The sequence below is a fragment of the Mesorhizobium sp. B2-4-12 genome (assembly GCF_006441575.1).
Lineage (GTDB): Bacteria > Pseudomonadota > Alphaproteobacteria > Rhizobiales > Rhizobiaceae > Mesorhizobium.
Genome location: NZ_VFVC01000010.1, coordinates 1 through 26322, shown reverse-complemented (window position 1 = coordinate 26322; position 26322 = coordinate 1). Strand labels below are relative to the sequence as shown.

25 protein-coding genes and 1 pseudogene are annotated in these 26322 nt (G+C 62.7%); 15 read left to right on the top strand and 11 right to left on the bottom strand.

What is annotated here, in order from left to right; genetic code table 11:
* Positions 1–37: 37 nt before the first annotated feature.
* Positions 38–190: a histidine kinase gene (locus FJ934_RS08515; RefSeq protein ID WP_140608908.1), complete on the bottom strand. Its 153-nt coding sequence runs from the start codon at positions 188–190 to the stop codon at positions 38–40.
* A 209-nt stretch (positions 191–399) separates the two neighbouring features.
* Here FJ934_RS08515 and FJ934_RS08510 point away from each other — a divergent pair, with 209 nt between their 5' ends.
* Genes FJ934_RS08510 through FJ934_RS08500 form a run of 3 tightly spaced genes read left to right on the top strand, consistent with a single transcriptional unit; the run spans position 400 to position 3033 of the window.
* Positions 400–1008, top strand: coding sequence for a shikimate kinase (locus tag FJ934_RS08510; protein ID WP_140608697.1), 609 nt, complete (start codon positions 400–402; stop codon positions 1006–1008).
* Complete coding sequence (aroB, locus tag FJ934_RS08505; protein ID WP_140608695.1) at positions 1005–2141, top strand: 3-dehydroquinate synthase; 1137 nt, start codon at positions 1005–1007, stop codon at positions 2139–2141. Before FJ934_RS08510 ends, aroB begins: the two co-directional genes overlap by 4 nt.
* A gap of 1 nt (position 2142) precedes the next feature.
* Entirely contained in the window at positions 2143–3033 is an 891-nt protein-coding gene (locus tag FJ934_RS08500; protein ID WP_140608693.1) for an HlyC/CorC family transporter, read from the top strand.
* A gap of 33 nt (positions 3034–3066) precedes the next feature.
* Here the strand turns inward: FJ934_RS08500 and FJ934_RS08495 are convergent, their stop codons facing one another.
* Genes FJ934_RS08495 through FJ934_RS08485 form a run of 3 tightly spaced genes read right to left on the bottom strand, consistent with a single transcriptional unit; the run spans position 3067 to position 7901 of the window.
* Positions 3067–4611 (bottom strand): SpoVR family protein, encoded by a 1545-nt coding sequence (locus tag FJ934_RS08495; RefSeq protein WP_140608691.1) that lies wholly within the window; start codon positions 4609–4611, stop codon positions 3067–3069.
* 11 nt (positions 4612–4622) lie between these two features.
* Positions 4623–5933, bottom strand: coding sequence for a YeaH/YhbH family protein (locus tag FJ934_RS08490; RefSeq protein ID WP_140608689.1), 1311 nt, complete (start codon positions 5931–5933; stop codon positions 4623–4625).
* Between the two features lie 18 nt (positions 5934–5951).
* Positions 5952–7901, bottom strand: a complete 1950-nt coding sequence (locus FJ934_RS08485; protein ID WP_140608687.1) for a PrkA family serine protein kinase — start codon at positions 7899–7901, stop codon at positions 5952–5954.
* Positions 7902–8076: 175 nt separating this feature from the next.
* Between FJ934_RS08485 and FJ934_RS08480 the strand changes: the two genes are divergently transcribed.
* The gene (locus FJ934_RS08480; RefSeq protein WP_140608685.1) at positions 8077–8877 is read left to right on the top strand and encodes an alpha/beta hydrolase; all 801 of its coding nucleotides are present in this window, start codon (positions 8077–8079) and stop codon (positions 8875–8877) included.
* Between the two features lie 184 nt (positions 8878–9061).
* A complete protein-coding gene (locus FJ934_RS08475) occupies positions 9062–10615 on the top strand; it encodes an acetolactate synthase large subunit (protein WP_140608683.1) in 1554 nt (517 codons plus the stop codon).
* 41 nt (positions 10616–10656) lie between these two features.
* Here the strand turns inward: FJ934_RS08475 and FJ934_RS08470 are convergent, their stop codons facing one another.
* On the bottom strand, positions 10657–10959 hold the full coding sequence (locus tag FJ934_RS08470) for a BolA family protein (protein ID WP_140608681.1): 303 nt from the start codon (positions 10957–10959) through the stop codon (positions 10657–10659).
* 176 nt (positions 10960–11135) lie between these two features.
* Between FJ934_RS08470 and FJ934_RS08465 the strand changes: the two genes are divergently transcribed.
* The 4 genes from FJ934_RS08465 (at position 11136) to FJ934_RS08450 (ending at position 15798) form a co-directional block, all read left to right on the top strand.
* Positions 11136–11765: a J domain-containing protein gene (locus FJ934_RS08465; RefSeq protein WP_140608679.1), complete on the top strand. Its 630-nt coding sequence runs from the start codon at positions 11136–11138 to the stop codon at positions 11763–11765.
* A gap of 123 nt (positions 11766–11888) precedes the next feature.
* Entirely contained in the window at positions 11889–12875 is a 987-nt protein-coding gene (cobS, locus tag FJ934_RS08460; protein WP_056576002.1) for a cobaltochelatase subunit CobS, read from the top strand.
* An 11-nt stretch (positions 12876–12886) separates the two neighbouring features.
* Positions 12887–14785 (top strand): cobaltochelatase subunit CobT, encoded by a 1899-nt coding sequence (gene cobT / locus FJ934_RS08455; RefSeq protein WP_140608677.1) that lies wholly within the window; start codon positions 12887–12889, stop codon positions 14783–14785.
* Positions 14782–15798, top strand: a complete 1017-nt coding sequence (locus tag FJ934_RS08450) for an esterase-like activity of phytase family protein (protein ID WP_140608675.1) — start codon at positions 14782–14784, stop codon at positions 15796–15798. Before cobT ends, FJ934_RS08450 begins: the two co-directional genes overlap by 4 nt.
* 109 nt (positions 15799–15907) lie before the next feature.
* Here FJ934_RS08450 and FJ934_RS08445 read toward each other — a convergent pair whose 3' ends face one another.
* The 3 genes from FJ934_RS08445 to rpmB all read right to left on the bottom strand — a co-directional run bounded on the left by FJ934_RS08445 (position 15908) and on the right by rpmB (position 17722).
* Positions 15908–16576 (bottom strand): hypothetical protein, encoded by a 669-nt coding sequence (locus FJ934_RS08445; RefSeq protein ID WP_140608674.1) that lies wholly within the window; start codon positions 16574–16576, stop codon positions 15908–15910.
* Between the two features lie 2 nt (positions 16577–16578).
* The gene (locus tag FJ934_RS08440) at positions 16579–17262 is read right to left on the bottom strand and encodes a queuosine precursor transporter (RefSeq protein ID WP_140608672.1); all 684 of its coding nucleotides are present in this window, start codon (positions 17260–17262) and stop codon (positions 16579–16581) included.
* Between the two features lie 163 nt (positions 17263–17425).
* Positions 17426–17722, bottom strand: coding sequence for a 50S ribosomal protein L28 (gene rpmB / locus FJ934_RS08435; protein WP_140608670.1), 297 nt, complete (start codon positions 17720–17722; stop codon positions 17426–17428).
* A 258-nt stretch (positions 17723–17980) separates the two neighbouring features.
* On the opposite strand from rpmB, the gene FJ934_RS08430 reads away from it, so the two are divergent.
* Genes FJ934_RS08430 through FJ934_RS08420 form a run of 3 tightly spaced genes read left to right on the top strand, consistent with a single transcriptional unit; the run spans position 17981 to position 20418 of the window.
* Positions 17981–18769: a DUF3108 domain-containing protein gene (locus tag FJ934_RS08430; RefSeq protein ID WP_140608668.1), complete on the top strand. Its 789-nt coding sequence runs from the start codon at positions 17981–17983 to the stop codon at positions 18767–18769.
* A 42-nt stretch (positions 18770–18811) separates the two neighbouring features.
* Entirely contained in the window at positions 18812–19747 is a 936-nt protein-coding gene (locus FJ934_RS08425) for an EamA family transporter (RefSeq protein ID WP_140608666.1), read from the top strand.
* Positions 19744–20418 carry a lysoplasmalogenase gene (locus FJ934_RS08420; protein ID WP_140608664.1) on the top strand — a complete coding sequence of 225 codons (675 nt, stop codon included), beginning with the start codon at positions 19744–19746 and terminating at the stop codon, positions 20416–20418. Before FJ934_RS08425 ends, FJ934_RS08420 begins: the two co-directional genes overlap by 4 nt.
* On the opposite strand, the gene FJ934_RS08415 is transcribed toward FJ934_RS08420, so the two are convergent.
* Positions 20415–20843 (bottom strand): cupin domain-containing protein, encoded by a 429-nt coding sequence (locus FJ934_RS08415; protein WP_140608662.1) that lies wholly within the window; start codon positions 20841–20843, stop codon positions 20415–20417. The genes FJ934_RS08420 and FJ934_RS08415 overlap by 4 nt on opposite strands.
* Before the next feature lie 123 nt (positions 20844–20966).
* Complete coding sequence (gene gloB / locus FJ934_RS08410; RefSeq protein WP_140608660.1) at positions 20967–21734, bottom strand: hydroxyacylglutathione hydrolase; 768 nt, start codon at positions 21732–21734, stop codon at positions 20967–20969.
* 140 nt (positions 21735–21874) lie between these two features.
* On the opposite strand from gloB, the gene FJ934_RS08405 reads away from it, so the two are divergent.
* Positions 21875–22663 (top strand): methyltransferase domain-containing protein, encoded by a 789-nt coding sequence (locus FJ934_RS08405; protein WP_140608658.1) that lies wholly within the window; start codon positions 21875–21877, stop codon positions 22661–22663.
* Between the two features lie 136 nt (positions 22664–22799).
* The gene (locus FJ934_RS08400; RefSeq protein WP_140608656.1) at positions 22800–24626 is read left to right on the top strand and encodes an ABC transporter ATP-binding protein/permease; all 1827 of its coding nucleotides are present in this window, start codon (positions 22800–22802) and stop codon (positions 24624–24626) included.
* A 91-nt stretch (positions 24627–24717) separates the two neighbouring features.
* On the opposite strand, the gene FJ934_RS08395 is transcribed toward FJ934_RS08400, so the two are convergent.
* Entirely contained in the window at positions 24718–25653 is a 936-nt protein-coding gene (locus tag FJ934_RS08395; RefSeq protein ID WP_140608654.1) for a glycosyltransferase family A protein, read from the bottom strand.
* A 375-nt stretch (positions 25654–26028) separates the two neighbouring features.
* Here FJ934_RS08395 and FJ934_RS08390 point away from each other — a divergent pair.
* Positions 26029–26247: pseudogene (locus FJ934_RS08390) on the top strand (DUF1330 domain-containing protein); the annotation flags it as partial.
* Positions 26248–26322 lie beyond the last annotated feature (75 nt).

Genomic DNA, 26322 nt, shown 5'->3' with positions numbered 1-26322 from the left:
GATCGGTTTCTTCTTGGAGCTCAGTTTTTCCTGGAGCTCAGTTTTTCCGGGGATTCAGCTTTTCCTGGGGGATGCGCACGCTCATCTCCGCTTTTTTCGGCTCGACGAACATCACAAGCGCGAACATCGTACCATAGGCAATGCCGGCCAGAATCGCGAGGGTCACGACAAAGCGAAACAATGTCGGCATCAATTTTCGCTCGTCTTCTTGTTCTGCGTTTCCAAACCCTGTGCCCTTATGGGACGCCAATCCGGCCAATTCAAGAACAAGCGGAGGCCTGTTCGCAACTTCTGATGCGGGCGTCCGTCTGCCCATATCGGGCTTAGGGCGTTCGGCACGCTTGACGCAAACCGGCTTTTCATGTCGATACGCCGGCAAAGAGGGCCCAAGAAACGCCGATGAACGCACAGGCAAATCCTCCAGGCGAGACCCATGCCGCGCTGCTTGGCCAGTTGGGCAACCGGTCCATCGTGTTTGTCGGGCTGATGGGCGCCGGCAAGACGGCGATCGGCCGCAAGGTGGCGACGATGCTGGCGTTGCCGTTCATGGACAGCGACCATGAGATCGAAAGCGTTTCGCGCATGACCGTCCCTGAACTATTCGAGCGCTACGGCGAGACCGAGTTCAGGGCCCTGGAGCAGCGTGTCATCCTGCGCGTGCTGGAGAACGGCCCGCAGGTTCTGTCCACCGGTGGCGGCGCCTACATGAACGCGCAGACGCGCGAGGCCATCGCCGCCCGTGGCGTGTCGGTGTGGCTGAAGGCAGAGCTCGACCTTCTGATGGACCGTGTTTCCAAGAAGCAAAACCGGCCGCTCCTGAAAAGCGCCGATCCGCGCGCCGTGCTGGAGCGACTGATGGGGGAGCGCTATCCGGTCTATGCGACATCGGATGTCACCGTGCCCACCCGCGACGACCGCAAGGAGGTCATCGCGGCCGAGGTGGTGGAGGCGCTGTGCCGGCATTTCGGCATCGATGCGATCGTCGCGACGGGCGAGGTCGAATCATGAGCGCGGATCAGCCAGTCACCGTCGAAGTCGGGCTCGGCGACCGGGCCTACGACATATTGATCGGCTCCGGCCTGCTTTCGCGCGCCGGCACCGAGATCGCGCGCCGCCTGCCGGGCACGCGCGCCGCTGTCGTTACCGACGAGAATGTCGCCGCCGCGCATCTCGATACGCTGAAGGCCGGGCTCGAGAAGGGCGGCATCCAGCCCGTTGTCATCACGATGCCGCCCGGCGAGAAGACCAAGAGCTTCGCCCATCTCGAGGAGGTGGTCGATGGCGTTCTGGCCGCCAGGCTGGAGCGCGGCGACGTGGTCGTCGCGCTTGGCGGCGGCGTCATCGGCGATCTCACCGGTTTTGCCGCCGGCATTGTGCGGCGCGGCATGAATTTCGTGCAGATCCCGACCTCGCTGCTGGCGCAGGTCGATTCCTCGGTCGGCGGCAAGACCGGCATCAACAGCCCGCGCGGCAAGAATCTTGTCGGCGTCTTCCTCCAGCCCAAGCTGGTGCTGGCCGACACCGAAACGCTCGACACGCTGCCGGTCCGCGAATTCCGCGCCGGCTATGCCGAGCTTGCCAAATACGGGCTGATCGACCGGCCGGAATTCTTCGCCTGGCTGGAAGCGAACTGGGCCAAGGTGTTCGCCGGCGGTCCGGAGAGGGCGCAGGCGATTGCCGAGGCCTGCCGCGCCAAGGCCGATGTCGTCGCCCGCGACGAGTTCGAGACCGGTGACCGGGCGCTGCTCAACCTCGGCCACACGTTCGGCCATGCGCTGGAGGCCGCCACGCAGTATGACGGAACCCGCCTTGTCCATGGTGAAGGCGTCGCCATTGGCATGGCGCTGGCGCATCGGTTCTCGTCGCGGCTCAACCTGGCGAGCCCCGATGACGCGGCGCGCGTCGAGACGCATCTGCGCGCCGTCGGCCTGCCGTGGCGGATGGCCGACATTCCGGGCGACTTGCCCAATGCCGAGGCGCTGCTTGCCTTCATCACCCAGGACAAGAAGGTGTCGCGGGGCGCACTGACCTTCATCCTGACGCGCGGCATCGGCCAGGCCTTCATCGCCAAGGACGTGCCGGCTTCGGAAGTGCTGTCATTCCTCAGGGAAAACCATCCGGTCAGCAGGAAGGCCGGCTGAGATGGAGACCGGCTGGATCGTTGCCGCTGTCCTTGCCGTCCTCGTCCTGTTGGCCCTTGCGTTGCGCAAGAGCCTGCTGGCCGTGCTCGGCTATGAGTTGTCGCGCATCGAGCCGCAGCGCTCGAGTGAGGCCGAATTGCGCGGCGCGGTCGATGATTTCCGCCGCGATGGCCAGGTGGTGCGCGAGGATCGCGACCGCGTGGGCGGCCTGTTCGATCTCGCAGAGCTCGAAGTCTCCGACATCATGGTGCATCGCACCAACATGCGCTCGGTCAATGCCGACAACGCGCCGGAAGCGGTGGTGCGCGAGATCCTGCAAAGCCCGCACACCCGGATGCCTTTGTGGAAAGGCTCGCTCGACAACATTGTCGGTGTGCTGCACGCCAAGGATCTGCTGCGCGCGCTGAACGAAGTCGGCAATGATTTTTCGCAAATCGACGTGATGAAGATCGCCTCGAAACCGTGGTTTGTGCCCGACACGACGACCTTGCAGGAACAGCTCAACGCCTTCCTGCGCCGCAAGGCGCATTTCGCCGTCGTCGTCGACGAGTATGGCGAGGTCGAGGGACTGGTGACGCTGGAAGATATCATCGAGGAGATCGTCGGCGAGATCGCCGACGAGCACGATGTCGACATCCAGGGTGTCAAGCAGGAGGCCGACGGTTCGGTCGTCGTCGACGGCACGGTGCCGATCCGCGACCTTAACCGGGCGCTCGACTGGAACCTGCCGGACGAGGAGGCGACCACGATTGCCGGCCTCGTCATCCACGAGACGCAATCGATCCCCGAGGAGAAGCAGGCTTTCACCTTCCACGGCAAGCGCTTCATCGTCATGAAGCGCGACAAGAACCGGATCGCAAGGCTCAGAATCAGACCCGCGGCCGACGCTTAGACCAGGATTGTCGGATTAGGATCATGCTTACGCTCAGCAGTCCTTGGTCCAGCGTTCGCTGAGCGTCGCCCCCGTTTCGGCGTCGATCGCCACCAGGCTAACTTCGTAACCCCAGAGATTTCGGATGTGGCGAAGGGTTGCGTCGCGGCTTTCATTCTCGAGCATGATGCCATTCTTCACCTTGTGCTGCAGCCGCAAATGCCTGTCCCCGAGCAGGGCCACGTCCACGACCTGGATATCCGGCCGGCTTGCACCCAAATCATAGCTCTGGGCCAGCGCGGCCCTTATCCTGTTGTAGCCGCGCTCGTTGTGGATCGAAGCGACCTCGTAGTGCGGTTGCTCGGCTCCGTCGCCCAGCACGAAGAACCGCCATTTCCGGATCAGGGTCGGACTGAGATATTGGCGGATGAAGGACTCGTCGCGGTGATTGGCCCAGGCGTCGAGCAAGGTTTCAAGCCAGTCGCCACGGCCGGCAATGTCGGGGAACCAATCGCGATCCTCCGCTGTGGGTTCGGTCGAGATGCGCTGGATGTCCTGCATCATGTCCAGACCCAGAGCATAGGGATTAATGCCGGAAAACCGCGGGTCGTCGAAGGACGGCTGGAAGATCACATTCGAATGGTTGCGCAGGATTTCGAGCATGGCGCCTTCGCTGATGCGGCCACGGTCGAAAAGCGTGTTCATGAGCGTGTAGTGCACGAAGGTGGCGCAACCCTCGTTCATCACCTGGGTTTGCCGCTGCGGATAAAAATACTGGGCAATGACGCGGACGATCCTGACAATCTCACGCTGCCAGGGCTCAAGGACAAGGCTGGTTTTCTCAAGGAAATAAAGCAGGTTTTCCTCCGGCAGATGGAGCGATTTCTTCCGCTCCGACACGCCGTCTTCGCTAGTTTCGGTCTTGTCGTCCTCTTGCGAAGGAGGCAGCGTACGCCACAAATCGTTGTAGGAGCGTTCCTCGTATTCGAGGCGCTCTCGAAGCTCTTCGCGCTGCTGTTCCCCTGACGGCTTCGGTGGCCGATGATATCGGAAGACGCCCTGGTCCATCAACGCGTGGGCGGAATCGAGGATTGCCTCCACGGCGGCGAGGCCATGTCGTTCCTCGCATCGGGATATATAGCTCTTGGCGAAGTTCAGATAGCTCAGAATCCCCCCTGCGTCCGTCCATTGCCGGAAGAGATGATTGTTCTTGAAGAAGTGATTGTGTCCAAGCGCGGCATGGGCCGTCACCAGGGCCTGCAACGCCATGGTGTTTTCCTCCATGAGGTAGACGATGCACGGATTCGAGTTGATGACCAATTCATAGGCCAGCCCACGTCTGCCTTTGCGGTAGAGAAGCTCGTTGTAGAGGAAATGCTTGCCGAACGACCAATGCTGATACATCAGCGGCATACCGACCGAGGAATAGGCGTCGAGCATCTGCTCGGAGGAAATGACCTCCATCTGCACGGGGTAAACGTCTAGGCGAAGCTCTTCCATCCCAAGCGCTTCGATCTCGTCGTAGACCCGCGACAGTTTCTTGAAGTCCCAGTCCGCCCCGGAAAAGAGCAATTCGGATTTGCGCGCTGGAGTGCCCATCCGCCTTGTCCTCATGCGCTTTTGCGCAGTGCCGGCTGCCTGGCGAAGAGTTCGCGAAAGACCGGATAGATATCGGCTGGAGCAGCAATGCGCTTCATCTGGAAATTTGGCCATTTTCCATCGACAGTGCTGTAGGCGCGCCAGAGCGAGGTCCCGTTTTCGGTCGAACCGAAAATATGGCTCTCGCGTTCATCGATGATCTCCACATAGGCGAAATACTGGCACAGGCGCATGAGCTTGCCGCCGAGAAGCTCTATGCAGCGCTCGGAGTCGGTGGCGAAATTGTCGCCGTCGGACGCCTGGGCTGCATAGATGTTCCACTCCTTGGCCGGGTAGCGCTGTTCGATGATGCGATGCATTTCCTCAAGTGCCGTGGAAACGACGGTGCCGCCGCTCTGGGTGTGATAGAAGAACGTCTGTTCGTCCACCTCCTGGGCCTCGTGAGTGTGTCGAATGAACACGATGTCCGTCCTCTCATAACGGCGCGTCAGGAACAGGTGCAGCAGCACGAAGAACCGTTTGGCCAGATCTTTTTCGCGCTCTCCCATGGACCCGGACACATCCATCAAGCAAAACATGACGGCGCTTGCATTGGGCTGTGGCCGCGGGTCGAAACGATTGAAGCGGATGTCGACCGGATCGACATAGGCAACTCGCCTGCGGCGACGTTCCAGCCGGTCGAATTCCTCGCGCAAAGCCGCGATCCGCTCGCGCCTTGCCGTGTCGAGCGGTTGTGCTTCCAGTATGGCGATCTGCATGGCGATCGCGTCCAACTGCGCCTGTTTGGGACGCCGAAGCGCGATGCGGCGGCCATGGCTGTTGCGCATGGTGCGGCCGACATTGATGTTGGTCGGCGAGCCGCTGGACGCGAAGCCCGCCCGCTTTGGTTTGAACGTCAGTATCTGCTTGAGATTGAGCTTGACCAGATCTGGCAGTTCCAGATCCTCGAAGAAGAGGTCGAGAACCTCCTCGCGCGACAGCACGAAACGAAAATCGTCTTCGGATTCCTTGTTTCCGGGAGCGGAGGAGCCCATGCCTCCCCGCCCGGGCTTGGGGATCAGATCCCCGGAAATGTAAGTCCTGTTTCCGGGCAGGACGTGCTGGCGCCGGCCGCTGTTTCCGGCATCGCTGAACACCGGCTCGCTGGTGTCCTTATGCGGCATGGGCACGGCATGCTCGCGGCCGACCTCAGCGATGCGGCCCTCGCGGACCTTGTCGCGGATGCTTCGCTTGAGTTCCTCGCGCGCGCGCTTTAGGAAGCGCTGGCGATTGCCCAGGCTCTTGTCCTTCGGATTCAGGCGGCGGTCGATAAAAATCGGCATGGAGCGTTCGGGCTTGCCTCAACCCGCCTTGTTCACGCGCATGTACCAGTCGACAAGCCGGCGCACCTGCCGCTCCGTATAGCCGCGTTCCACCATGCGCTGCACGAATTCATTGTGGCGCTTTTCCGTGACACTGTCCTGCTTGGAGCCGAAGCTGATCACCGGCAGCAGGTCCTCGACCTGGCCGAACATGCGCTTTTCGATGACTTCGCGCAGCTTTTCGTAGCTTGTCCAGGACGGGTTGCGGCCATGATTGCGCGCCCGTGCCCGTAGCGTGAACTTGACCACTTCGTTGCGGAAGTCCTTGGGATTGGCGATGCCGGCCGGCTTCTCGACCTGCGACAATTCCTTGTCCAGAATCTCACGGTTGAGGATCTGTCCCGTGTCGGGATCCTTGTAGTCCTGGTCCTCGATCCAGGCGTCGGCATAGGCGATGTAGCGGTCGAAAAGGTTCTGGCCATACTCGCTGTATGATTCCAGATAAGCCTTCTGGATTTCATGGCCGATGAACTCGGCATAGCGCGCCGCGAGTTCCGACTTGATGAATTCGAGATAGGCAGCTTCCGTCTCCTTCGGGAACTGCTCGCGCTTGATCGCCTCTTCAAGAATATACATCAGATGCACGGGGTCCGCCGCGACCTCGTTGGTGTCGTAGTTGAAAGTCTGCGACAGTATCTTGAAGGCAAAACGTGTGCTTACGCCGGTCATGCCCTCGTCGACCCCCGCGGCGTCGCGATATTCCTGAACCGACTTGGCCCTGGGATCGACCTCCTTGAGGTTTTCGCCGTCATAGGCGCGCATCTTGGTGTAGAGCGGCGAATTTTCATGCGCCGCAAGACGGGTCGAGACCGTGAACCGGCTGAGAATGTCCAGCACCTCAGGCGCGCAGGGGCTGCCAGCCAGTTCGCTCTCGCGCAACAGCTTCTCGTAGATATGCCGTTCTTCGGTGATGCGCAGGCAGTAAGGCACCTTGACCACGAGAATGCGGTCGAGAAACGCCTCGTTGTTCTTGTTGTTTTTGAACTGCTGCCACTCCGATTCGTTCGAATGGGCAATGATGATGCCCTGATAGGGGAAGGAGCCGAAATTCTCGGTGCCATTGTAGCTGCCTTCCTGGGTCGCGGTGAGCAGCGGATGCAGGACCTTGATGGGCGCCTTGAACATCTCGACGAATTCGAGCAGGCCTTGCGTGGTCCGGTTCAGGCCGCCGCTGTAGGAATAGGCGTCCGGATCGGACTGGCTGAAATTTTCCAACTGTCTGATGTCGACCTTGCCGACCAGAGCCGAGACGTCCTGGTTGTTCTCGTCGCCGGGCTCGGTCTTGGCGATCGCGATCTGGCGCAGCCTCGACGGCATCAGCTTGACGACGCTGAATTTGGAAATGTCACCGGACAGTTCGTCCAGCCGCTTGGCCGCCCAAGGCGAGATAAGTCCGTTGAGGCGGCGCCGGGCTATCCCGTATTTATCCTCCAGCAGGTCGCCCATGCGATCAGGATGGAAAAGGCCAAGCGGGGATTCGAAAATCGGACTGATCTGGTTGCCGACCTTGAGCGTGTAGATCGGTCGCTCTTCCATCAGTTTCTTCAGCCTTTCGGCAAGAGAGGATTTGCCGCCGCCAACGGGGCCGAGAAGGTAGAGGATCTGCTTGCGCTCCTCCAGTCCCTGGGAGGCATAGCGGAAATATCCGGCGATCCGCTCGATCGTATCTTCCATTCCATAGAAGTCGGAGAAGGAGGGATAGATTTTGACGGTGCGGTTGGAGAAGATGCGCCCGAGCCGCTCATCCTTGCTGGTGTCGACGAGGTTCGGCTCGCCAATCGCCTCGACCATGCGCTCGGGGGCCGAGGCGTACATCGACTTGTCTTCGCGGCAGGCCAGGAGATATTGCTGGAGACTGATCTCCTCCTGAGCCGCCTTGGTATAAATCTCTGAGAACAGATTGAAGACGTCAGACTGGTTCTCACCCATGATGCTTACCCTCAGAGCCGTTTTTGGCTGTCGAACGGCCACTTACCTATTCAACTGTCGGAACGCATTGTTGTTCCCTTCACATCAACGGGAGTACGTGCACTGCACATGAAACCGGGGATGCTGCCCATGCGTTGGACGCTCGCCATGGAACAGGAGAGATGGCGGGAGCACAATGATTGACCGACGAAGATTTGTCCTGGCTTCGATGGCGACGATGCTGCCACGGCGCGGGTCGGCCGCCTTGCGCGGCCCGGTGCCAAGGACCTTCGACTACGGGCCGGCCAAGCTCGACATCTATGCGCCCGATGGCGCCAGGGGCTTGCCGGTCGTCTTTTTCGTCCATGGCGGCACCTGGCAGTTCGGCAAACGTACGCAGGTGAACGCCAAGCCGGCCTTCCTGCTCGCCAATGGGTTCTGCTTCGTCTCGATCGACTACCGCATGCTGCCGCAAGCCGATGTCGCGACCCAGGCCGGCGACGTCGAAAGGGCCTATGCCTATGTCAGGGCCAACATCGCCCGGCTTGGCGGCGATCCCAGCCGCATCGTCGGTATGGGTCATTCGGCCGGCTGCCATCTGATTGCCTTGACCGGCATGCGCGGCGGATTGCCTGGCGTGGCGGCGCTCATCCTCGACGACACCAGGGCCTATGACCTTGCAGCACTCGAGAAAAACGGCGGCATGGTGCGGGCCTATGCGCGGGTTTTTTCCGATCCCTCGCAATGGGCGGCATTGTCGCCGGCCAGCTATGTCGACGGCCGCAAGCATCCGCCGACCTTCATCGCCTATTCCCGCGCCGAGGGTCGTCGCCAGGACTCCAAGGCTTTCGCCGAGCGCCTGCGCGCCACGGGCACGCAAGTGACGCTGTTCGACGGCAGCGCCTACACGCATTTGTCGATCAACCGCGATTTCGGCGAAGACGGCGACGCGTTGACCGCCGCCGCGCTGGCGTTCCTGAAATCGACGGTCGGCTGATCCCTGCCGATTTCCGTCCGCCCCCTCTGTCACTGGATCATGCCAAAAGCGGCGGCGGGATATTGCCGCGCGGACGTCCGTGGGTGCAATTGCGCTATCTGTTTGTCTTGACGCAACTCCGGACGGAAAACCGATTCACGCTTTTCCCGGAATTGCTCCTCGATCGTGAGCGGGAGAAAATTGCATGAACGGTGCCGCTGTCCTGTGCGATGTGCTGCTGGCCAATGATGTGACGGTCTGCTTCGCCAATCCCGGCACCTCCGAGATGCATTTTGTGGCCGCGCTCGACCGCAAGCCTGAAATGCGCTGCGTGCTCGGCCTGTTCGAGGGCGTCGTGACCGGTGCCGCCGACGGCTATGCGCGCATGACCGATCGTCCCGCAGCGACGCTGCTGCACACCGGCCCGGGTCTCGCCAATGGGCTGGCCAATATGCACAATGCCCGGCGTGCGTTCAGCCCGATGATCAACATCGTCGGTGACCATGCCTCCTATCACCTGCCGCTCGACGCACCGCTCACCAGTGATATCGAAGGCCTTGCGGCGCCGATGTCCAAATGGGTTCGCCGCATCGAGGGGCCGGCCGATGTTCAGCCGGCGACGGAGGCGGCCTTTCGCGCCTCGCTCACGCCGCCGGGCGTCACGACGCTGATCCTGCCGGCTGATGCTGCCTGGGGCGACGCTGCGATGGCCTCGTCGGGCAAGGTCGTCCTTCCGCCGCCGCCTGCCGTCGGCATGGACGCCGTGCGCAAGGTCGCCGCTGCGATCCGGAGCGCTCCAGGCCGCGTCGGCATGGTCGTTCGCGGGCGGGCCGCACGGGCCGATGGGCTCGAGATCGCCGGCCAGATATCAGCCGCCAGCGATGTCCGTCTGTTCAGCGAGGTGCTGATCGCGCGGATGCAACGTGGGCGCGGGCGCGTGGCGCCGACACGCATTCCCTATCCAATCGATGCGGCGACGGTGTTGCTCAGGGATATCGACGTGCTGGTGCTGGTCGGCGCGCGAGAGCCGGTCGCCTTCTTCGCCTATCCGGGAAAGCCCGGACGGCTTGTCAGGGAAGACTGCCAGGTGATGACACTTGCCGCCCATGGCGATGACCTGCAAGCGGCGCTGGAGGCGCTCCGCGATGAGCTCGGTGTCAAGCCGTCGCGGCAGATGATGTCCGCGACCGCCTTTCCTGAGGAGGCAACCCCGAGCGGCAGCCTGACGGATGATGCCATCGCGCTGTCGGTGGCGCGCAAGCTGCCTGACAACGCGATCGTCTGCGATGAGGCGGTCACCTCGGCGCGCCGTTTCTTCGCGCTGTCGGCCTTCGCGGCGCCGCACGACTACATGATGGGCACGGGCGGATCGATCGGCGGCGGCATTCCGATGGCAACCGGAGCCGCGATCGCCTGTCCCGACCGCAAGGTGATCAATCTGGAGGCCGATGGCAGCGGCATGTACACGGTGCAGGGCCTGTGGACGCAGGCGCGGGAAAACCTCGACGTGGTGACGATCATCTTCTCCAACCGCACCTATGCGATCCTGCACGGCGAGATGCGCAATGTCGGCGTGAATGCCATCGGCGAGAACGCCAAGCGCATGCTCGACCTCGACCAGCCCGCGCTGGATTGGGTTTCGCTGGCCAAAGGCATGGGCGTGGAGGCGGCGCGCGCCGACACATGCGAGCGATTCGACGCGCTGCTGGACAGCGCCTTGTCGCGGCGCGGTCCGTTCCTCATCGAAGCGGTGATCTGAACGTTTGCGAAAGGCGAGCCGTAGCTCGCCGGCTGAACGACCTACCAGCGGGTCTTTTCGCCGGGAGCCGCCGGTTCGATTGCCAGCGCATGCACACCGGCCTTCAATTCGTCGGCAAGCAGTTCGTTGACGGCGCGGTGGCGGTCGATGCGGCTCATGCCGGCAAAGGCGGACGCGACGACGCGGACGCGAAAATGCGTCTCGCCGGTACCGTCATAGGCACCGTGATGGTCGGAGCCATGATGGTGATGGCCGGCATGGAGGTGGCTTTCGTTGATGATGATCAGCCGCTCGGGCGAAAATGCCTTGTTGAGCTTGTCTTCCATGATCGCCTGTATGGACATCGCCATCTCCCTTCACCATTTGGCTGGTGCGTCAGCCTGGGGCCGCTGCAACGCTTCAACAAATAGATCGTTCGAACAAAATGGATCGTTCGTCCGCTTTTAAGCCGCGATTCAGCGGTTAGGGCGATGATCGCGAAAATGTCAATTCTTGTTTCGCATCTGCGAACGCCCCATAAATGGGTGAGATGAAGCCGTATCCCAAATATTTCGAGAAGATTCGCATCCGCCCGGAGAAGGACGCGGAGGTGAAGTCGCACTCGCCGATCTGCCAATGGGATGGCTGCAAGGAGCCGGGTACCCATCGCGCGCCGGTCGGGCGCATGAAGGAGGGCGAGTATTTCCGCTTCTGCTTCGACCATGTGCGCGAGTACAACAAGGGCTTCAACTACTTCTCCGGTGTGCCGGACACCGAGGTGGCGCGCTTCCAGAAGGAGGCGATGACCGGTCACCGGCCGACCTGGAAGATGGGCATCAACGGCGCCTCGACGCGTTCGTCGCCCGATATGGCGCAGATGCGCTCCGGCCGCGCCGGCTACTACAACCGCATGCGCGACCCGTTCGACCTGTTCAAGGGACCGAAGGATCCGCGCGAGGCGCGCGAGCGCAAGGCCAAGCCGCTTGAGGCCAAGGCGCTGGAAACGCTTGGCCTTGATACAAAGGCGACTGGCAAGGATATCAAGGCGCGCTATAAGGAACTGGTGAAGCGTCACCATCCGGATGCGAATGGCGGCGACAGAGGTTCGGAAGACCGGTTCCGCGATGTGCTGCAAGCCTATCGCGTGCTCAAACAGGCGGGCCTGTGCTGAGCGACCCTATGGTTTGTGTCGTTTTCCAACTTTCATAAGGGTGGAAAAGGCTCTAAGACCGCCCCCGAACAAAATCGATTGCCGGCGAAACGGGACGTTTCGCCCGTGGAGACGTTGAGAGATATGAACAAGGTCGATCGCGACATTGCCAACCTGCCCGACACGACGGTGTCGGTGAAGGAGAAATTCGGCTTCGACTCCAAGATGGTGGTACCGGCCTATTCGGTCACCAGCGAGCATGTGCCCGATGTCGATCCCGACTATCTGTTCGACAAGGCGACGACCTTGGCGATCCTCGCCGGCTTTGCCTATAACCGCCGCGTCATGGTCTCGGGCTATCACGGCACCGGCAAATCGACCCATATCGAGCAGGTCGCGGCGCGCCTCAACTGGCCCTGCGTGCGCGTCAACCTCGACAGCCACGTCAGCCGTATCGATCTCGTCGGCAAGGACGCGATCGTCGTCAAGGACGGGCTGCAGGTCACCGAGTTCCGCGACGGCATCCTGCCTTGGGCCTACCAGCACAATGTCGCGCTCTGCTTCGACGAATATGACGCCGGCCGCCCGGACGTGATGTTCGTCATCCAGCGCGTGCTGGAATCGTCGGGCCGGCTGACGCTGCTCGACCAGAGCCGGGTCATCCGTCCCCATCCGGCGTTCCGGCTGTTTTCGACCGCCAATACGGTCGGCCTAGGCGACACCACCGGCCTCTATCACGGCACGCAGCAGATCAACCAGGCACAGATGGACCGCTGGTCGATCGTCACCACGCTGAACTACCTGCCGCACGACAATGAAGTGAACATCGTGCTGGCCAAGGCCAAGCACTATCGCGACGGCAAGGGCAAGGACATCGTCAACAAGATGGTGCGCGTCGCCGACATGACGCGCTCGGCCTTCATCAATGGCGATTTGTCGACCGTGATGAGCCCACGCACCGTGATCACCTGGGCCGAGAATGCCGAGATCTTCGGCAATATCGGCATGGCGTTCCGGCTGACCTTCCTCAACAAGTGCGATGAGCTCGAGCGCTCGGTGGTTGCCGAGTTCTACCAGCGCGCCTTTGGCGAGGATCTACCGGAGAGTGCCGCCAACGTGGTGCTGGGCTAAGCAGAGCCTCGATGGCGGGTCCAGGCGACAACACGCGCAACAAGTCGAAGACGGGGTCTGAAGCCGACAGCTTCAAGCGCGCCGTCACCGTCTGCATGCGCGCCATTGCCGGCGACAAGGACATGGAAGTCAGCTTCGCCAAGGACAGGCCGGCGCTGGCCGGCAGCCGCGCGCGTTTGCCAGAGCTGCCGAAGAAGGCGTCAAAGACCGATATCGCCATCACCCGCGGGCTCGGTGATTCCATGGCGCTGAAGCGCGCCTGCCATGATGTCCGCATCCACACCAGGCTGGCGCCGGAAGGCAAGGCAGCCCGTGCCGTCTATGACGCGGTCGAACAGGCCCGCGTCGAGGCGATCGGCAGCCGCGCCATGCAGGGCGTCGCCGACAATATCGGCTCGATGCTGGAAGACAAATACGCCAAGGCCAACCTCGTCGACGTCAAGGACAAGGCTGACGCGCCGATCGAGGAAGCGCTTGCGCTCATGGTGCGCGAGAAGCTGACCGGCCGCGCCATTCCGAAGAGCGGCGAGCGGCTGGTCGAACTCTGGCGGCCCTGGGTCGAGGAGAAGGCAAGCGCCGACCTCGACGGGCTTTCGGCCAAGCTCGACGACCAGCAGGCCTTTGCCCGCGTCGTGCGCGACATGCTCGCCTCCATGGAAATGGCCGAGGAACTCGGCGACGACCAGGAGACGGAAGACTCCGAGGACAATGATGACAACCAGCCGCAAGGCGAGGAGCAGAGCGAGGAGGGCGGCGAGGACGATTCCGGCTCCGAGCAGTCGCAATCCGAGGACGCCGAGGCGTCCGCCGACGACGAGCAGTCGGCCGAGACGGAAGCCTCCGACGCCACCGCCGACGATCTGTCGGACGATGACGATGCCGATGCCGAGACGCCTGGCGAGGCGCGGCGCAACGACAATCCCTTCACCAACCTGCCAAAGGAAATCGACTACAAGGTCTTCACCACCGCTTTCGACGAGACGGTCGGCGCCGAGGAGCTTTGCGAAGAGGAAGAGCTCGACCGGTTGCGCGCATTCCTCGACAAGCAGCTCGCCAATCTGTCCGGCGTCGTCGGCCGGCTCGCCAACCGCCTGCAACGCCGCCTGATGGCGCAGCAGAACCGGTCGTGGGATTTCGACCTGGAAGAAGGCTATCTCGACCCGGCGCGGCTGGTGCGCGTCGTCATCGATCCGATGCAGCCGCTGTCCTTCAAGCAGGAGCGCGACACCAAGTTCCGCGACACGGTGGTGACGCTGGTGCTCGACAATTCGGGCTCCATGCGCGGCAGGCCTATCACGGTTGCCGCGACCTGCGCCGACATCCTGGCGCGCACGCTGGAACGCTGCGGCGTCTCGGTCGAGATCCTTGGGTTCACCACACGGGCATGGAAGGGCGGACAGGCGCGCGAGAAGTGGCTGAAGGACGGTAAGCCCCCCAACCCGGGCCGGCTTAACGATCTGCGCCACATCATCTACAAATCCGCCGACCATCCGTGGCGGCGGGCGCGGCGCAATCTCGGCCTGATGATGCGCGAAGGCCTGCTCAAGGAAAACATCGACGGCGAGGCGCTGCTGTGGGCACACAACCGCCTGATCGCCCGGCCCGAACAGCGCAAGATCCTGATGATGATCTCGGATGGCGCGCCGGTCGACGATTCGACGCTGTCGGTCAATCCGGGCAATTATCTCGAACGCCATCTGCGCGCCGTCATTGAACTGATCGAGACGCGCTCGCCGGTGGAGCTTTTGGCCATCGGCATCGGCCATGACGTCACGCGCTACTACAGGCGCGCCGTCACCATCGTCGATGCCGAGGAACTCGCCGGCGCCATGACCGAGCAACTGGCCTCGCTGTTTGCCGAGGAAAGCGCGCGCGACACGCGGCGCGGCGGCATCCGGCGCGCCGGATGATCCTTTCGCAGGGCGGCTTTCGGCAAACGGTTTTCGCCGCTTGCGCGCTCGCCAGTGTGGTCTTTTCGCCGGCCAATGCCAGCGGGCCGGCTTCGGTCGAGGTCTCGGCAAGACCAATAAGCCAGTTCAGAATAGGACATGACGAGAAACAGTTCGGTCCGCTCGAATTCGTCGGCGGACTGGAGATGACCTCGCCATCGCGCGATTTCGGAGGGCTGTCGGCTCTTCGTTTCCTGAAAGCGGGCGGCGATTTCATCGGCGTGGCCGATACCGGCTACTGGTTCTTCGGTACGGTGGCCCGCGACGCCGACAGGCGGCCCGTGGGCATCCAGAACTTCCGCATGCAGCAGATGGTCGACCAGAACGGCCAGCCTGTCGACGAGAAATCGGAAGTCGATGCCGAAGGTCTCGCGGTCAAGGACGGCGTCGCCACTGTCGGTTTCGAGCGCAATCACCGCGTCGCCCAGTTCAACATCGATCCCGGCGATATGAAGGCGCCATTCAAACAGCTGGATTTCTTGGTTCCGGGGCAGGAGTTGCGGCAGAACCGCGGCTTCGAGGCCGTCGCTCATGCCAATGCCAACGGCCAACACCAGGGTGGTCTGGTCGTGGTCTCTGAGAAAAGCCTCGACAAATCAGGCAACATCTATGCCGCCATCATCGAAGGGCCGCATAAGGGCGTCTTCACCGTCAAGCGCAACGGCGATTTCGACATCACCGATGGCGCCTTCCTGCCGGATGGCGACCTTTTGCTGCTGGAGCGCAGTTTCACGATGGAGGGCGGCCTCAGGATGCGTCTGCGACGCATCCACGGCGAGAGCGTCGAGAAGGGTGCCGTCGCCGACGGGCCGGTGCTGCTGGAGGCCGACATGGGCTACCAGATCGACAATATGGAAGGGCTCGATGTCTGGACCCGCGATGACGGCGCGTTGATGGTGTCGCTGATCTCCGACGACAACCACTCGATCCTGCAGCGCAACCTGTATCTGGAATTTATTGTCCACCAGGACTGAGCTGCGCACCTTTCCTCTCCCCCGTCGATCGGGGGAGAGGTGTCGAGCGGAGCTCGACGGAGTGGGGTCGACTGTTCATCAAGAGAGTTACGAAGGCGTCCTGTCAGGGTCACTGCCTGTTGGCGGCGATCCAGATGACATGACGCGCGCCGCGCTTGCCGTTGGCGTGCGTCTTGACCTCGTCGGCGGCGAAGCCGGCCTGCTTCAGCCGGCGTGTGAAACCGCTGTCGGGGCCTTGCGACCAGACTGCCAGCACGCCGCCTGACTTGAGCGCCGCGCGTGCCGCTCCAAGGCCGGCCGCGCCATAGAGACTATCATTGCTCCTGTGGACGATGCCTTCGGGGCCGTTGTCGACATCGAGCAGGATGGCATCCCAGGCACCGGATCGTATCTCCTGCCCGACATCGCACTCGCGGATGGTCACTCGGGGATCGTCCAGGCAGCCACCAAACACCTCGGCCATCGGGCCGCGCGCCCAGGCGACGACAGCCGGCACCAGTTCCGCGACGACGATTACGGCGTCATCGGGCAGTTCGGCAAGCGCGGCGCGCAAGGTAAACCCCATGCCAAGTCCGCCGATCAGGATTCGCGGCCGCCGATGACCGGCAATCCTGGAGCAGGAGAGTTTTGCCAACGCCTCCTCGGAGCCGCTCAGCCGGCTGTTCATCAGCTCGTTGGTGCCGAGCATGATCGAGAATTCGGAACCGCGCCGTTTCAGCCGCAATTCCTGTCCGCCGTCCGGCGTTTTTGCCGAATCGAGCTGGACCCAAGGGATCACGCCTAGACCACCGCGACGGCCGGCTGGCTCCAGCGGGCGGCGAGCAGCCGGTAGGGGATGAGCGCGACCACGGCGATGATCAGCTTCACGCTGAGGTCGCCGAGCGCCCAGGAAACCCAGCGCATGGCCTCGACATGGAAGACACCCATCAGCGGCGCCGTTTCGAGCGCAAAGCTGTCGTTGGGGCCGGTAAAAGCGAAAGCGGCCGAGAACGCGACGGTGAAGAAGACCATGGTGTCGAACACCGAGCCGACCAGCGTGCCGACGGTTGGCGCCCGCCACCAGCTCTGCCGACGCAGCCGGTTGAACACGGTCACATCGAGCAATTGCGCGGTCAGGAACGCGGCGCCGGAAGCGGCCGCGATGCGCACCAGCCGGTCGGCCGCGGTCTCGAATTCGATGAAGCCGTGGCGGAACAGGAAGGGCGGCACGAGGATGGAGCAGACCACCGCCGTCATGAAGCCGACAAAGACGATCCTGCGCGCCACGGCGGGTCCGTAGCGGCGGTTGGCAAGGTCGGTGACCAGGAAGGAGAAGGGATAGGTGAAGGCACCCCAGGTGAGCAGGTCGGCCAGCGACAAACCGCCGATCCGGCCTTGCATGGGGAATTGCACAAGGATGTTGGAAGCCACGACGACAAGCGCCATGGCGGCCACGAAGGGCAGGTATCGCGAAAAGGAAGGCATTTTTTTATCCTGGGTAATGGAACCAGCGGAGCGTTTTGCCGAAAGACCGGATCACGCTCGCTTTGTTCGAGCATCGAATCCGTCAACCGCTACGCGGCTGCGATCCGATGTTCAAGGCCAACAAGTGGTTGGCCGGGCGGTCGTCCCCCGCCTGAAAGACGAATTAAGCAGCAGCCTGCTCGGCGATCTTCTTGGCGATCTGCTTCTTCAAGAGGCGCGCGCGCTGCGAGAGTTCCTTGACGTCGGCCTTGGCCAGGAAGGCATCGAGGCCGCCGCGATGTTCGACCGAACGCAGCGCATTGGCCGAGATGCGCAGGCGCACATTCTGGTTCAGCGCTTCCGAGATCAGCGTCACGTTGACGAGGTTCGGCAGGAAGCGACGCTTGGTCTTGTTGTTGGCGTGGCTCACATTGTTGCCGGTCTGGACTGCCTTGGCAGTGAGTTCGCAGGTGCGGGACATGGTTTTAACCTTCAGTTCTCTCGTGACCTGCCAAACCTTTGTGCCCACGCCGGGTGGCGCGCGGTTCTGGTCAGGCGGCCTTATGGAAAAAGTTGGCGTTCCATAGTTGCATTTCGCCAATGCGTCAAGCTCCGGTCCTGCGCGCAAGCGGCATGCATTTCACATTAAGGCCGGAATTCACCCTATAAGCCGTTCCATAGGGACATGCCAAGCCGGGTTGCCCGCCTCCGGCCGAAAAGATCGAGGACCGATCCTGCCATGCTTCGTTCGACTTCCGCCCTTGCCGCCATGCTTGCCATCGCCTTGCCATCGGCTGCGTCCGCCGGTTCGCCGCAATCTTTCAAGGGCGAGTACACGGTCTCATTTCTCGGCCTGTCGATTGCGAAATCGACCTTTTCCAGCCGCTATGAGAACGGCGTCTATTCGATCAACGGCAGCGTCTCGGCGGCGGGTCTCGCCAGGCTGTTCGACGACACGCGCGGCACGATCTCGTCCAAAGGCACGATTTCGGGCCAGAAGATGGTGCCGCAGGCGTTCCGCGCCGACTACACTTCGGGTAAGAAGGCGTCATCGATCGACATCCGCTTTGCCAATGGCAATGTGACCTCGACGCAGGTCATCCCGGCGCCGGGCAAGCGCGACCCCAACAACTGGGTGCCGCTCGGCGCCGGCGACCTGGCATCGGTGCTGGATCCGATGGCCGCGACCGTCATCCATGCCGACAGTCTCGACAAGGTCTGCGGCCGCACCGTGAGGCTTTACGACGGCGAGATGCGCGCCAATCTGACGCTGAGCTATGCTTCGAAAGGAACGATCTCGGTGCCGGGCTACAAGGGCGATACCGTTACCTGCCGAATGGGTTTCCAGCCGGTGGCAGGCTACCGCAAGGGTCGCAAGGCGCTCAACTATCTCAAGGATAAGAGCCGGATGATGGTGACGTTTGCGCCACTCGGCCAAACCGGGGTATATGCGCCGATCCACGCCACGGTTGGAACGCAGATCGGCACCTTGACCATCAGCGCCAGGCGTTTCGAAGCGGTACAATAGGCACGCTCTCAGGATAGAAGAGGGCGCGCCACGGGAGACGGAATGGCGCGCGCTACACTGATCGGTTTTTCGGCGGTCGCCATGTGGGCCCTGCTGGCGTTGCTTACCGACGCGTCCGGCAAGGTGCCGCCGTTTCTTCTGTCGGCGATCACATTCTCCATCGGCACCGGGGTCGGGCTTGTCGCGCGGCTGTTCATGCCAGCCGCCGACAAGAGCCGGAAGATCCCGCCGCAGGTCTGGCTGGTCGGCATTGCCGGCCTGTTCGGCTACCACTTCTTCTATTTCACCGCGCTGCGTAACGCGCCGGCGGTGGAGGCAAGCCTGATCGCCTATCTGTGGCCGCTGCTTATCGTGCTCGGTTCGGCGCTGATGCCGGGCGAGAAACTGGCCTGGAACCATGTCGTCGGCGCGCTGCTCGGCCTTGCCGGCACGGTGCTCATCGTCACCAAGGGCGGCGGCCTCGCCTTCGATGCGCGCTACAGCTTCGGCTATGCCATGGCCGCCGTCTGCGCGGTGCTGTGGTCGTCCTATTCGCTCCTGTCGCGGCGCTTTCCGTCGGTGCCGACCAGCATCGTCACCTGGTTCTGCGCGGCGACCGCCGTACTGTCGCTCGTCTGCCATCTGGCGCTGGAACAGACGGTGCTGCCGGACGGCGCCGGCCAGTGGCTGGCCGTGCTTGGGCTCGGCCTAATGCCGGTGGGCGCGGCCTTCTACGCCTGGGACATCGGCGTCAAGCGCGGCAACATCCAGGTGCTGGGTGCGGCAAGCTATGCGGCGCCGCTGCTGTCGACGCTGGTGCTGATCGCGGCCGGCGTCGCCGAGCCGTCGCTGCGCATCCTCGCCGCCTGCGTGCTCATCACCGGTGGCGCGGCCCTGGCGGCAAAATCGCTGTTCCTGCGCAAGTCGGCGGCGGCCGAGAGCGGAGCCAAGGCATCCGAGAGCGGAACTGGCGCATCCGAAGGCGGAGCCCGGGCATGATCATGCCGTTTGCCGGCGGCATCGACGCCAATGCCAATGCGACGCTGATCTTCTCGCTGGTGGCGGCGGTGATCTACGCCTTCACATCAGGCACGTCGCCGACGCTCGCCCGCTCGGCGGCAAAGACGCTCGCCGTCGCCATGCTTGCCGTGCTCGCCGCAATGCAGGGCGGCCCGCTGATGCTGGTCGCCGCCCTTGCGCTCAGCGCGGTGGGCGATGCCTTCCTGTCGCGCGATGGCGAAAAGCCGTTTCTCGGCGGGTTGGCGAGTTTTCTCGCCGCCCACATCATCTACATCGTGCTGTTCCTGCGCAGCGGCGGCGGGCTGGATGTGCTTGGCGCCGAATCCTGGCGGGGCGCGACCGCACTGGCAATGGCGGTGTTCGCGATCGTCATGCTGGCCGCGCTCTGGCGCCGCGTCGGTCCCGGCCTGCGTCTTCCGATCGCCGTCTGTGTCGTGGCAATCCTGGCGATGGGCATGGCGGCGCTGACGACAGGCAACGCCTGGGTGATTGGCGGCGCCGTGCTGTTCATGGCATCGGACGGGCTGCTCGCCACGGAAAAATTCCTGGTGGCGGCCATCTCGCCGCATCGGGCGTGGATGCGTTTTGCGGTATGGGCCTTGTACTATGCCGCCCAGCTCGCAATCACACTCGGGTTCCTGCTGGGCTAAAGGCGCGTCGGCTGCCAGCCCGGTTCAGCCAGTTCGAAGGCGGCGAAATCAAAGCCCGGCGCGACCGTGCAGCCAACCAGGGTCCATTCGCCCAAGCTGCGCGCCGATTGCCACCAGCCCGCCGGCACGACGATCTGCGGCCGTTCGCCCGCCGCGAGGTCGATGCCGAGAACCTGCTCGATCAGGGCACTGCCTTCTTCCCACATCGACAATGCCAGCGGCGCACCGGCATGGAAATGCCAGACCTCGGCGGCGTCCTTGACCCGGTGCCAGGCCGAAACCTGATGCTGCTCCAGCAGGAAATAAATGGCGGTCGAATGGCCGCGCGTGCCGCCGGCTTCATCGCGAAAGGTCTGCGTATACCAGCCACCCTCGGGATGCGGCTTCAGTCCGAGCGTCGCGATGATTTCCGCTGAGCTGTTCATCTGTCGAAGGCTAAAGCGCGTCGCGTTGAAACGGATCGATGCGGCGCGTTTTAGGTCCTTGTTTTTTATGCATGTCGTTTCCCAAAACCAGGTCACTTTTGGGCGGCATGCATAGCACGGCGCTCAGAAATTGTCCTTGCGCTTGCGGATCTCGGCGAACACCTCGGCATCTCCAGCCCTTTCCATACCGAGATGCTTGCGAATCGCCGGATCGTGCCAGCGCAGGAAAGGATTGGTCGACAGTTCCTCGCCGATCGTGGTCGGCAGCGTCGGCTTGTTGTCGACGCGCAGCGCCTCGATCCTGGCGGCGCGCTCCTTCAAAGCCGAATTGGTCGGGTCGATGGTCAGCGCGAAACGGGCGTTGGCGAGCGTGTATTCGTGGCCGCAATAGATTGTTGTGGCAGCAGGAAGTGCGGCAAGTTTCTTTAGCGATTCGTACATCACCGGCGGCTTGCATTCGAACAACCGCCCGCAACCCAGCGCAAACAGCGTGTCGGCTGTGAACGCCACCGTCGATGCCGGCAGATGATAGGAGACGTGGCCGGCGGTGTGGCCGGGGGTGGCGATCACGTCGATGCGTTCATCGCCGAGATGAATCACGGAACCCTCTTCGACCGTTTCGTCGATGCCGGGAATCTTGGCTTTTTCCGCCTCCGGGCCGACGATGCGCAGCTTGAAGCGCTCCTTCAGCGCCAGATTGGCCTCGACGTGGTCGAGATGATGATGCGTGGTCAGGATCATGGTGGGCGTCCAGCCGGTGCGCTTGATCGCTGCCAGGATCGGCGCTTCTTCGGGCGCGTCGATGATCGCTGTCTGTCCGCTTTCGGGATCATGCACCAGAACGCCAAAATTGTCGGTGCGGCACATGAACTGTTCGATTTCGACCGCCATCGCATCTCTCCATTTTGTTGCCGCAGACATAGGGCGCCGGCGCGCCGATGTCATGTGGGAAGCACCGAACAAAATCCGCGATCCCAGACGCCTCGGGACCTTTTGTTGAATCCGGCCGATATCACGGCTACATCCCTGAAATGCATTCCGACATCGTCGATCTTCGCTCCTTCTATTCGACAACGCTCGGCCGGTTCGCCGAGCGCTCGATCACCATGGCGCTGTCGTCCATATGGGCCGCCGTGCCCAATGAACGGCTGGTCGGCCTCGGCTATACCTTGCCCTGGCTGGAGCGTTTCGGCGTCGATGCCGAACGGGTCTTCGCCTTCATGCCGGCGACGCAGGGCGCCGTGGTCTGGCCGGCGATGGGGCCGACGGCGACGGCCCTGGTCTTCGACGAGGAACTGCCGCTGGTCGATTCCTGCATCGACCGCATGCTGCTCGTCCATTCGCTCGAACATGTCGAAAATCCGCGCGAGACGCTGAATGAGATCTGGCGGGTGCTGTCGCCGGCGGGCCGCGTCGTCATCGTCGTACCCAACCGGCGCGGTGTCTGGGCGCGCTTCGAGCATACGCCGTTCGGCAATGGACGGCCTTTCTCACGAGGCCAGCTGACGGAATTGCTCCGTGAGGCGAATTTCACGCCAGCGGCCTGGTCGGATGCGCTGTTCTTCCCGCCGTCGCGGCGGCACTTCATGATGCGCTTCCACAATGTGCTGGAGCGCGTCGGCCGGCGGCTGTGGCCGATCTTTTCCGGCGTCATCGTCGTCGAGGCGCAGAAGCGGCTCTATCAGGGTGTCCCGGTGGTCCAGCGCGCATCTCGCCGCGTCTTCGTGCCGGTGCTGTCGCCGCATGGTGCGACGCGGCTTGGCCGCCGGGCCGGCGCGGAGGGTGCGGCCTCGCCGGCTCGCCGGGTGAAACCCTCGTGATCATGGTAGAAACGCGCGCCGCGCGACCTTTCCCGGCCTATCTGTCGTGGTCAACGCGCAGCCTGGTTGATATTCGGATGCCTTCGGTTTTCTTCATCTGGTTTCAGCGTCGCTTCTGAACGCAAGGACATTGGGTATGGCTGATCAACCAGACAACGCTGTCCACTCCCGGCCGGTGGTTGCGGCCGTCGAAACCAGCAGCCTGCGGGACCAGGTGATGACGATCAAGCAGGCGCTGGTGGGATCGCCGGTTCGCGAGTGGTTGCTGTGGATTTCGGTCGGCATCATGGCCGTCATCATCGCGACGTCGGTTGGCCAGGTCCTGCTCAACCGCTGGAACCAGCCCTTCTACGACGCGCTGGCGCGCAGGGACATGGCGGCCTTTCTGCACCAGCTTCTTGTCTTCGCAATGATCGCTGGCGGGCTTCTGGTGTTCAATATCGGCCAGACGTGGCTCAACCAGATGATCCGGCTGAGGCTGCGCGAGGCGCTGACGCTGGACCTGATCGACCAGTGGATGCGGCCGGCGCGCGCCTTCCGGCTGGCCAATGCCGGCGCCATCGGGGTCAATCCCGACCAGCGCATGCAGCAGGATGCGGCGCATCTTTCCGACCTGTCGACGGATCTCGGCGTCGGCCTGCTGCAGTCGCTCATCCTGCTCGTGTCTTTCGTTGGCGTGCTGTGGGAGCTGTCTTCGGGCTTTGTGTTTCACGTCAACGGCTGGTCGCTGGCCATACCGGGCTACATGGTCTGGGCCGCGTTCCTCTATGCCGGCACCGCCTCCTGGCTGAGCTGGCTGGTCGGGCGACCGCTGATCCATCTCAACAGCGACCGGTACACAAGGGAAGCGGAGCTGCGCTCCTCGATGGTGCGCGTCAACGAGAATGTCGATGCCATTGCGCTGTACCATGGCGAGGCCGACGCCAAGCGGCGGCTCGAACTCGACCTTGGCACGGTGCTGGGCGCCATGCGGCGCATCTATACCGCCCAGATCAACCTGTCCTGGGTGACCGACACCTATGGCTGGATTACCTTGGTGGCGCCGATCCTCGTCGCCTCACCGGTCTATTTTTCGGGCGATATCAGCTTCGGCGGGCTGATGATGGCGGTAGGCGCCTTCAACCAGGTCCACTCCTCATTGCGCTGGTTCATCAACAACATCGGCAGCATCGCGGATTGGCGCGCCACGCTGATGCGTGTCGCCGACTTCCGCATCGCGCTCGTCGAGACCGATGCGCTGCATGGCACGGAAAAACGCATCACCTTCAGTGAGAACGCGAATGGCAGCATGACTTTCGAGAATCTCCAGGTGGCCTCGCCGGAAGGATGCGCCAAGCTTGCCGACCAGCATGTCGAAATCCGTACCGGCGAACGTGTGATGATCACCGGCGAGCCGGGCGCCGGCAAGACGCTGTTCTTCCGTGCCATTGCCGGCCTGTGGCCTTGGGGAAGCGGGAAGATCGGCATGCCGGCGGGAGAAGCCCCCATCTTTGTGCCGCGCGTCCCGTATTTTCCGGCCGGCACGCTGCGCGAGGTCCTCGATCATCCGAACGGGGTTGCTCCGGCCAGCGATGCCGAAATTTCGGCGGTGCTTGCCGAAGTCGGTCTCGGACGACTGTCGTCTTCGCTGGATCGGTCGGCCCGCTGGGAGCGTGAGCTGGGCGATGACGAACAGCGTTCGCTTGCCTTCGCAAGGCTCGCCTTGCGCAAACCGAAATGGGTCATCATTGACGAAGCGATGGACGCGTTCGATGGCCCCACGCTGAGGCGGGTGTTGTCGGTGCTGGAAAAGCATTTGCCGGAAGCGGCCATCCTTAACATCGGGCGCGGCCAGCACAACAATCAGTTCTTTCCGCGCGGCTTGGCAATTGTGAAGGATTCCGGCGCGCCTGCGCTGAAGCCTGCCCGCGTCAGGGCTGGCGCCATCGAACCGCCGCCTGTCGCCACCCGCCGCAAGAAGTAGACTGCTTTCGGACCTTGACCGGTAGGTTCGCGGGGACTCCTTGTGCATGTCGTTGCCCCAAAGTCCGCTGGTCGTTTTGGGCGAGAGGCAATCAGGCAGGCCGGGCGCCAAAGGTGTCGCGAAACTCATTGTAGAGATCGCGGCGCCAGCGCCGGCCACAGACATAACCGTTGATCAGTTCCGGCAGCGAATAGCCAAGCGCCTTCGACGAGCGGTTGGCCATGTAGCCCTCGAATGCCTCCGGTATCCGGCCCCTGAGAATATCGGCAATGATCTGCCGCGAAACCATGTAGGGCGGGATGTGCGGATAGGCGTGGGCGATATACGGATGCTTGTCCATCAGGTTCGCATAGGCTTCGACATAGCCGCCGCGACGGCGCGAAATCGAATTCTGCGAATTGTATTTCGTCCAGTCGATATCCCCGGACAATTGCGCGCCGCACCGCCGCGCCAAGCGCAGCAGCAATTCCCGGTCCTGCATCCGGGTGATGTCGCTGTCATAGCCGCCGATTGCCAGCAAGGCCTCGCGGCGGGCGGTTATCGCGGAACCGGCGAGGAAGATCGTCTGCGCCACGAGCGTCCGCTCGAGCATCATGGGGCTCACGAAGGCCTCGGGGTTGACGCAGTTGGTGGCGCGGCCGCTCTTCACGGAAACATATGAGCTGATCAGCACTTCGAGCGCCGGATCTTCATCGAATCGGGCCAGGGTGCGCGCAAGCCGATGCGGCAGGTAGACGTCGTCGGAATCAAGGAATGTCACCACCGGTGCCCGCGCACGCTCGATTCCAGCATTCCTCGCGGCGTTGGCGCCTCGCCATTTCGCGCCGACATAGATCAGCCGCGGATCGCTGATGCGGGCCAGCGCCTCCTCCGTGCCATCGGTGGAACCATCGTCGACGACGATATGCTCAAGCCTCGGCATGCTCTGGGAAAGCACGCTCTCCACGGCGTGCAACACCGTTTCGCGCCGGTTGTGGGTCGGCGTGATGACCGTAATGAGGGGAGAGCACTCCATCTTCCCGGTCATGCCGCGTCAGCCGGTTCCAGCGCAAAAATGCGCGTCCTGTCTGTTCCTTCGATCTTCAGGATGGTCGAATGGATCGGATGTCCCTTTCCGTGACCTTCATCATATTCGTTCGAAGGGTACAAAAACCAGCCGCCCATGTCACCCCATCGCACCGAGGCTCAACCCATGAGGAGTGATGAATTCCGTGCCGAGCGCTTCAAGTGCAACACCATCGCCGCTCGGCATGTTTGCGAACCGCCGATACGAAGATGTCGCTGCCTGTCGCGGATCGCCTCTATTCTCCATGACGTCAGAGGTAATCGCTTCGCCGTCGATGTTGGGGCAGATTGGTCCTTGCGAGGCCGGTCGCTGGCCTCGACCAGAGGGAGTTATGTCATGACCGCCTATGCTGTTGCCCATATGCGCCAAGTCAAGATGGGGCCGCAGATCGCCGAGTATCTGCACAGGATCGATGCCACGCTGGAGCCTTTCGGCGGCCGGTTCCTGATCCATGGCGGCGATGTGGAGGTGGTCGAGAACGACTGGCCGGGCAACCTCATCATAATCGAGTTTCCCGACAGGCAACATGCGCGCGGCTGGTACGACTCGCCCGCCTAGTCACCTGAATCTGAAGTTCGGTTCATTGTCTTCTGGCAGAAGCGCTTGACCGACGCGAGGATTTGGTCGGCG